We start from the raw sequence: 8,323 nt of genomic DNA on the forward strand, positions 1-8,323 counted from the left end.
AATGCCGGCCACGATGCGCCGGACCACGGACCAGTCCACCGCGCCACGGCGGTGATGGGCCATGAAGCTCGATACCGAGGTGAACATGATGCTGGCCATGGACGTGCCCAGGGCCAGATGCATGATCAGCTCCTGCGGCAGTTGTTGCAGTTCCATGCAAAAAACCAGCATGGGCACGATGACCAGCCCACCGCCGACGCCCAACAGCCCGGCCAGAACTCCGGCCACGGCCCCCACGACCACATACAAGGCAAGCACTTCAAACATGGTTCCCCCTGGGTTGCGGACCAACGACATGCCGGCCCCTGAAAATTGGTTGGACCAATTTTTGAACCAGTCGCGCCATCTTGTCAACGAAGGAAACGGTTTCCCTTGCAATCCGGGACAAAGCACAGAATGAAGAAGCGGCCGCATGGATTTCAACCCAAAGGACCGACCATGGGACACATCGCCAGCAAGGACATCTACCGCCAACTGGGCCGACGCCTGGACCAGGCTCCGGTGCGCACGCCCTGGACCCCAGTCTTTCAGGATCTGGTCCGCGAACTCTACACACCGGCCGAGGCCGAACTGATCATTCGCCTGCCCTATCGGCCCGCGACACTCTCCCGCATTGCCCGCATGACCAGAAAGCCCGAAAACGAGCTCCGGGCCGGCCTCGACGGCCTCTGCGCCAAGGGACTGGTCATGGATATCTGGAATGGCGAGGAATACCTGTACATGGTCAGCCCCATCGTCATCGGCTTCTTTGAATTCACGATGATGCGCACGGGGACGGACCTGCCGGCAAAACGCTGGGCCGAGCTGTTCTCGGCCTATATGTTCGGAGACACGAAATTCCTGGACACGAATTTCGGCGACGGGCAACGGGTCTCGGTCATGCGCGCCCTGCCCCACGAGGAAACCCTGGGCGAGCATGTGGAAATCCTGGACTACGAAAAGGCCTCGGCCCTCGTCGAGGAGCACACGGAGTTTTCCGTGGGTCTGTGCTCCTGTCGCCACGAAAAACATCATCTGGGGCACCCGCCCTGCCGCGCGCCCATGGAGACCTGCACGTCCATGGGCTCGGCGGCCCGTTTCCTGATCCGCAACGGATTCGCCCGGCCCATCGACAAGACGGAAATGCGCGACATCCTGGCCAGATCCCGCGATCTGGGCCTGACCCTGTCCACGGACAATGTGCGCCAGGACGCCGGCTTCATCTGTCACTGCTGCGGCTGCTGCTGTAACCTCCTCCAGGGCGTGCGCGAGACGGGCTACACGGGCATCCTGGTCACTTCCAGCTTCGTGGCCGGAATCAACGCCAGGGACTGCGTCGGCTGCGGCCTGTGCGCCAAGGCCTGTCCGGTGAACGCCATCACGATGGACACCGTGGAGGAAAACGGACGCACGAAAAAACTGGCCCGCGTGACTGAAATCTGTCTGGGCTGCGGAGTCTGCGCCCTGGCCTGTCCGACCAAGGCCATCACCCTCCGGGCCCGGCCGCAAAAAGTCCTGCATCCGGAGGACAGCTTCGAACGGGTCATGCTCCAGGCCCTGGAGCGGAACACCTTCCAGACCTTCCTCTTCGACAACCCTCAAAGCCGGACCCAGGCCTTCATGCGCGCCCTGGTCGGCGGCTTTCTAAAATTGCCGCCCGTCAAACGGGCGCTTCTGGGCGACAAACTGCGTTCCCGCTTTCTGGCCGCCCTGCGCCGGGCAGCGGGCTAACCCAATGTGCCCGCGCCCAGACGGCAAACCGTGCCAAACGCGGGCAGGGGCATCACAAAACAAGACACCGTAACCCGCTCCTCGGGGACGACGAGCTTGGGCTGACCGGGTACGAAAAAGGCAACCTGCCCGCCGCCGAACTCCACGGCAATGGGTGCCGGCTCGCGCGACTCTCCATCGCACGGATTTATTCTCAAGAGCGGGGACAGGCGTCGCGTTCTTCCATTTTCCAGCACAACGTCAAAGGCATGGGCCGTGGTGACAAGGCCGAGCACGGCCCCATTTTGACGAAAACGCAATGAATTGCGGTCACCGCAGATGCCCACGGCATCCGAATCATAGGCCACAAGCGGACCAATGGGCGTGGGCACGACCGTCGGGCCGGCTGGTTCCAGGGAGGCCAGCACGCCGCTGTCGTCCCAGGAAATCCCGACGCGGGTCAGGATCGACCCCACCGGACCCGGCACGGCCAGGGTTGTTCCGGGCCACAGGGTCAGACTGCGCGGCCGGCCGTTTGGAGCGAAATAGGCGGACACCAGCGAGGCATGAATCCGGCCCAAGGGCGTGTCCAAGGCCAGGGAGCGGACCAGCTTCCCCTCATCCTCCTGGGTCCAATACCCACTTAGGGCGCCGTTGAGCGGAAAAACCCGCTTAAGCGCGCCGTCCTCGTAAAAAGTGACCTGCTCCGCCGGCATCTCGCCAATGGGCGTGGGAATGTTAGTTTCATCCTCCAGGGGTAGCGTCCGGATCATGCCATTGGGATGAAAGGCAATGACCGGCAATTGCCGCTTGCGCAGGGTGTTGGCCGTGAACTGGGGCATAAGAACGCCAAGGGGCGTGTCCAGGGGAGAACTCGTGGCGGCAATGCAAGAACGGACTTGGCCGTCGGAATAGTATTCCACTCCGGGAAGGGCGTTGACGGGACCAAAAGGCGTAAAGATGGTGGGCATGGGCACCTCCTGTTTGCTTCTTGGAAGCAGACAGCGTGCCATTCACAACCCTTTGGAATACTACACTTCACAAAAGACCATGCCCACAAAAACGTCGCCGCCGACACGACAATTCCGTATGCGGCGTCGTTTCAGTCATGGGCCGCGTCCAGCAGCGTGCGCCCGTATTCCGCGGCCCCAAACAAACCGGCAGCCGGGCTGGTCACCCGGCGGATGGGAATCTCGGCGAGCAGATCCGCATAGTTCGGGCAGTCCGTGAATTCGCGTAAAAATTCCGGATGGGTCACGAAATGAGGATTCTTGGCCGCCAGGCCGCCACACACAAAAAGCCCGCCCAGCGGCAGGACATGCAGGGCGAACATCCGGCACACGCGGCCATAAAAACGGGCGAACCAGGCCGTGGTCTCGCTGTCCGGTCCGATTTCCGCCGCCACCTCGGCCGGGCTCAATTTTTTGCCGGTCAAAAACTCATGCATGAAGCCAAGGCCACGCCCCGAGGCCACCACGTCGCCACAGGCATGGGAGGCTCCCGTGCGCCGGAGGATAAACTCCTGAAAGGCGAATTCCCGCGCGGTCAAAAAAGCCAGGGGCGCATGCCCGGCCTCGGTCGGCACGGGAAGAAAACGCCCCGGAACATCCGGATGGGGAATCAGGGCACAGGCGCCAAGCCCCGTGCCCGCGCCAACGGCCGCGATGACGCCGGGCCGGGCCACTCCGGCCTGAACAACCGTGGCCGTGGACCGGACATGAGCCGTCAGACAGCCCAGGGCCTGGGCCACGAAATCGTTGATCAACACTGTCCGTGCCTCGGGCAGGCCGTCCCGACGGGCAAGGTCGATGTCCCAGGCGGCATTGGTCAACTGGCAGCGCCCGTCCCGAACCGGCCCGGCCACGGCCAGAACCGTGCCGGCAACGGAAGTGTCGCGCACGCCAAGTCCCACCCCGGCCAAACGCGTCAACATATCCGCGAAGGACACTGCCTCGGCTGTCGGCAGTTCGCGCGACAGCACAAGCCGGGGGTCCTGCGCCGATTCCATCTCGAACAGGCCGAAGCGGCTGTTGGTCGCGCCGATATCGGCGGCGAGAATCCGGGCCATATCAACCTCCTGGCGGCTCATGGCCTCCCACCAAACAAAAAACCCCGTTCAACGCGGGGCCTTCGGGACAATGCGGGCCATCTCATTTGCGGGCCAAGGTGGCGTCGCCTCCATCGGCGACAACGCGCTTGAAGCCATAGTCGAGCAGGCGCGCGGTTTCGACCTGGCGGATGGCCGCGCTCTGGGCACCGAGCACCACGGCCAGAAGTCTGGTCTTGCCGCGCTTGGCCGTGGCCGTGATGTTGTAGCCCGAAGCGCAAACAAAACCGGTCTTGAGGCCATCCACGCCCCGATACGTGCGCAACAGGGAATTGGCGTTGCGATGGGTAGCGCCGTGATACGTGTGGGTCGTCATGGAGTGCACGGACAAGGATTCGGGGAAGGTCCGCAAATAGGCCATGGAGAGCTTGGCGATGTCCCGAGCCGTGGACAGCTGGCCGGGCGCGGGCAGGCCATTGGGGTTGCGAAACCGGCTCTGGGTCATGCCCAGGGCCTTGGCCTTGGCGTTCATCTGCCGGACAAAATGGTTCATGTCTCCCTGGCCGAGATATTCGGCAATGGCCACGCAGGCGTTGTTGGCCGAAACGACGCTGATGCCCTTGATCAACTCGGTCAGCGGAACCCGCTCGCCCCGCCGCAGGCTCATGCTCGAACCACCGGTCCGCACCGCCAGGGAACTGACCGGAATGGGCGTCGAGCCCTTGAGACTCCCCCGAGCCATGGCCTCGCGAACCAGATACAGGGTCAAAAGCTTGGTGATGGACGCCGGAGCAATGGATTTGTCCGCGTTCTGCTCGAAATAGACCTTCCCCGTGCTCATATTGATGAGCAGCGCCGATTTGACGTTGAGATGCAGGTCCTTGGAGGCTCCACTCCGGACCGGAATGGCCGCCGATTTGCGCGCTTTCCGGCTACTCGTTCCCTTGCCCTTCGCCGCTGGCCGAAGCTTGGAGGACTTTTTCGATTTGACGGCAACTTTTTTCTGAGCCGACCGCGTCGTCGTGGACGACGCCTTGACCCGGGCCGGGGCCGTGGTCTTTTTCCGCACGGTCTTGCTGGCCGACTTTTTCACGCTTTTGGTGGGCCGTCCCTCTTTCTTGACCGCGCTCTTGCTTTTCGCGGCCGACACCGCCCCTTTTTTCTTGGCAGGCGCCGAGGGCTGAACCCGCGTTTTTTGGGGGGAGGTCGTGGCCTTGGATGCCTTGGACGACGTGGATGCCTGGACCGAGTTTCCGGACTTCGAGGACGGCGCCGCCGAGGTCGCCGGCCTGGGAGCCACGGACGCGCGGTACACGTCGGCGCGAGCCGGAACGCCCTCGCCGACCAAGGCCAGGGCCATCAGCCAAACCACCCAAAAAACCACGGATTTCATTGCATGTTTCTTTGCCATGGGCGTGCCTTAAATGTCCTCGATTCAATGGTCAAGAGCTGAAAAAAATATAAAATTAAGCATATTCAGATAGTTATACCACAATACATAAATTCGCGCCATCACCACGCATTTGGTACCGAGCGCTGTCATACATAATCCAGAAGCAAGGCTCAACATGCGTCCGCCCTGGCTTTTTTGCCCGACATTCCGCCCGGAGGCGGCGCATGTTTCACGCGGCCGCGTCGTGCCTGGCCCATGGATGCCGCGCTCCCATCTTCCTCTTGCCTTCACGCGCAAAAAGAGTAGCTCCGGGCGCGTTGGTTGACTGAACAATGACAATGACGAGGCGCGTGTGGAACTCCTGAACAACCCCATTTTTGTGCTGCTGGCCGTGATTCTGTCCGGCCATCTGCTCGGCCGTATTCGGCTCTGGTCCTTCAGCCTGGGGTCCTCGGCCATCATTTTTTCCGGTTTGGCCCTGGGTCTGGCCGGATTCAACCTGCCGCCGGTGCTGCAATCCCTGGGTCTGACCCTGTTCATCTACGCCGTGGGCCAACAGGCCGGCCCGGGCTTCCTGCATTCCATGAAACGCGGCGGCCTGCGCCTGGGCCTGTGCGCCCTGACCATGGCGGCCGTGGGCCTGGCCGTGACCCTGGGGCTGGCGGCGGGCCTTGACCTCTCGCCGGACATCGCGGCCGGGCTTTTCGCCGGTGCCCTGACCTCGACGCCGTCCCTAGCCGTGGCCGTGGAGATGGCCCACGACAGTCAGGCGCCGGCGGCATACGGCGTGGCCTATCCGTTCGGCGTGATCGGCGCGGTGCTGGTCATCAAGTTCATGCCACTCATGCTCCGCGCATCCATCCGGGTCGAGGAAAAACGCATGGAGGAAGAACTCACCCGGCAACATCCAGGGGTAGACTTCACCCACCTGCGCGTGACCAACCCCAACCTCTGCGTCGGCCCCTTGAGCCATGTTCTGCCCGAAGGCATGGCCGGCGTGACCATCACCCGCGTTCTGCGCCACGACGCGCGAACCCCGGAACTGGCCACGGCCGAATGCGCGCTGGGCATGGGTGACACCGTGCGCGTGGTGGGGACGGAAGACATGCTGCGTCAGGCCGAAATTCTTATCGGCCCCCGCGTCGAAGCCGATCTGGCCGTTGGCGCCGGACTGGCCAAACGGGAAATCCTGCTCTCCCGCCCCGAAGTGGCCGGAAAAACCCTACGCGCCCTGAATCTGAGCCATGCCTACGGGGTCCAGGTTTCGCGGATCACCCGCAACGGATTCGACTGTCCGGCGGGCGCCAATGTGCGCGTCAATCAGGGCGACATTCTGCACGTCGTCGGCCACCCGGATGCCCTGGAAAACGTCAAGAAGCTGCTGGGCGACGATGTCCGCGCCCTGTACGTGGTCAGCGTGGTGGTCATTCTGGCCGGATTGTTCTGCGGCATGCTGTTTGGCGCCGTGCCGCTGTACCTGCCCGGCCTGGGCGTCTTTTCCCTGGGCGCCACGGGCGGCGTGCTCCTGGCTGGCCTTGGCTTCGGTGCCCTGCGCCAGATAGGCCCCGTGATCACGGAACTGCCGGGCACGGCCATCGCCATGCTCCGCGATCTGGGACTGGGGCTCTTTCTGGCCGTGGTCGGAACCAAGGCCGGCGCGACCCTGATCCCGACCCTGGCGCAACATGGCTATCCCCTCTTCCTGGCCGGTGCCGCCATCACCACCTGCACGGCCCTGGCCGGAGCGGCAATAGGCGCATTCGTGCTGCGCATCCCGTTTTTGCGCCTGACCGGCGTGGTCGCCGGCGGCATGACCTCGACCACGGGCCTGGACGCGGCCGCGGCCCTGAGCCCGACCACCTACGCGGCCACGGCCTACGCCACGGTCTACCCGGCGGCCCTGATCGGCAAGATTCTGGCCACCAAAATCATCATGCTCCTCGGTTAAATTCAGCCCGCTCCACGCCCATGATCCGCCCATGGGCGTGATCACGGCCTCGACGCGCCGGGCCCATTCCAGCCCGAATCCGCCGGCCCTACTCCCTTCCACTCCGCCCCCTGCACCAATATCGACGTTGGTGCGCATGTTTGTCATACATTCTTCATTTTCCTTGCTATTTTCATCCCATTGAATAGCTCTACACAATTCTCGCCAAAAACAATGCATGTCCCAGCAGTATGGGAACATCCGGATTCTTGGTGTTGTCCACGACACGGGAATGAGGGAAAAAATGAAACAGACAACCTTTGACACGGAAAAACTTGTTCGGGTTCTGCTTTTGTACCAGGCCGTGAAAACCAATCCGGACATCAGCCCGGCCCAACTGCAAGAAGAGCTGGGTGTCACCAAAAGCACCCTGAGCCGATATCGCATGATTTTACGACACCTCGGCGCGGACATCGTCTACGAAAAAAAGTCCCGCCGCCACGTGCTGAAACGCGATGACTTTCTCCTGGCCCCGGCCCTGAGTCTGGACGAGCGTCTAGCCATCATCCTGGCCGTGAGCCAGCTCGCCGACATGCGGACCTCGTTTGTGTCCGAGCAGGCCAGAAACGCCGTGGCCAAGCTCCTGGCCATACAGGACCCGGAGGTTTGTTCCGCCTGCGCCGGTCTGCTGGGGCAAACCGGGACGACGCTTCGCGCTGCCCCCAACGCGGTGGAGGACATGCTGTTCAAGAGCATTATCGGACGCAAACGGCTGCGGATCACCTACGCCAAACCACGTGGAGAAGCGGAAACCTTCGACATGGACCCATACCAACTCTTTCTGCACGACGGCGCCCTGTATCTGGACGGCCACCACTGGGCGCGCGCGGGCATCCGCCGCCTCAAGGTCTGCCGAATCCAGAGCGCCGAACCAACCGGAATGACCTTTTCGAACATGCGCGGCTACGAATTTTCCGAGTACAAACGCCATGTGTTCGGAATCATGGCCACGGGCAAGACGCCCCAGACCGTGCGCCTGCGTTTTGACGCCACCGCCGCGCCCCACATCCGGGAAATGCGCCGCAACGGCCAGCACTTGACGGAATTAGATAATAACGAACTGCTGTTCGAAGTCTGCGTCGAGGAACCCAGGGAAGTGCTCTGGTGGGCCCTGCGCTGGGGCGAATCGTTCGAAGTGCTGGAACCGGATTGGCTGAGGAAAGAGGCGATGGAGAAGGTGAGGAAAATGGCCGGGGTGTATGGGATG

7 protein-coding genes are annotated in these 8,323 nt (G+C 62.6%); 3 read left to right on the forward strand and 4 right to left on the reverse strand.

Annotated features, from left to right (window positions below; genetic code table 11):
- On the reverse strand, positions 1–267 hold a 267-nt coding region (locus EOL86_10210; GenBank protein ID NCD25944.1), incomplete at its 3' end, for a sulfite exporter TauE/SafE family protein.
- Between the two features lie 171 nt (positions 268–438).
- Between EOL86_10210 and EOL86_10215 the strand changes: the two genes are divergently transcribed.
- Positions 439–1,710 (forward strand): 4Fe-4S dicluster domain-containing protein, encoded by a 1,272-nt coding sequence (locus tag EOL86_10215; GenBank protein ID NCD25945.1) that lies wholly within the window; start codon positions 439–441, stop codon positions 1,708–1,710.
- Here EOL86_10215 and EOL86_10220 read toward each other — a convergent pair.
- The 3 genes from EOL86_10220 to EOL86_10230 all read right to left on the reverse strand — a co-directional run bounded on the left by EOL86_10220 (position 1,707) and on the right by EOL86_10230 (position 5,147).
- On the reverse strand, positions 1,707–2,660 hold the full coding sequence (locus EOL86_10220; GenBank protein NCD25946.1) for a hypothetical protein: 954 nt from the start codon (positions 2,658–2,660) through the stop codon (positions 1,707–1,709). The genes EOL86_10215 and EOL86_10220 overlap by 4 nt on opposite strands.
- 131 nt (positions 2,661–2,791) lie before the next feature.
- The gene (locus tag EOL86_10225; protein ID NCD25947.1) at positions 2,792–3,778 is read right to left on the reverse strand and encodes a glucokinase; all 987 of its coding nucleotides are present in this window, start codon (positions 3,776–3,778) and stop codon (positions 2,792–2,794) included.
- Positions 3,779–3,839: 61 nt separating this feature from the next.
- Positions 3,840–5,147 carry a D-alanyl-D-alanine carboxypeptidase gene (locus EOL86_10230; GenBank protein NCD25948.1) on the reverse strand — a complete coding sequence of 436 codons (1,308 nt, stop codon included), beginning with the start codon at positions 5,145–5,147 and terminating at the stop codon, positions 3,840–3,842.
- A 334-nt stretch (positions 5,148–5,481) separates the two neighbouring features.
- On the opposite strand from EOL86_10230, the gene EOL86_10235 reads away from it, so the two are divergent.
- Both EOL86_10235 and EOL86_10240 read left to right on the forward strand, forming a co-directional pair.
- Positions 5,482–7,077, forward strand: coding sequence for a transporter (locus tag EOL86_10235; GenBank protein ID NCD25949.1), 1,596 nt, complete (start codon positions 5,482–5,484; stop codon positions 7,075–7,077).
- A 217-nt stretch (positions 7,078–7,294) separates the two neighbouring features.
- The coding region (locus EOL86_10240) for a WYL domain-containing transcriptional regulator (protein ID NCD25950.1) at positions 7,295–8,323 on the forward strand (1,029 nt) is incomplete at its 3' end.

The organism is Deltaproteobacteria bacterium (assembly GCA_009930495.1).
Lineage (GTDB): Bacteria > Desulfobacterota > Desulfovibrionia > Desulfovibrionales > Desulfomicrobiaceae > Desulfomicrobium.

Excerpts from the sequence above, each read along its gene's own strand:
- EOL86_10215 (NCD25945.1), top strand. The coding sequence starts at position 439 with ATGGGACACATCGCCAGCAAGGACATCTACCGCCAACTGGGCCGACGC.
- EOL86_10220 (NCD25946.1), bottom strand. The coding sequence starts at position 2,660 with ATGCCCACCATCTTTACGCCTTTTGGTCCCGTCAACGCCCTTCCCGGA.
- EOL86_10225 (NCD25947.1), bottom strand. The coding sequence starts at position 3,778 with ATGAGCCGCCAGGAGGTTGATATGGCCCGGATTCTCGCCGCCGATATC.
- EOL86_10230 (NCD25948.1), bottom strand. The coding sequence starts at position 5,147 with ATGGCAAAGAAACATGCAATGAAATCCGTGGTTTTTTGGGTGGTTTGG.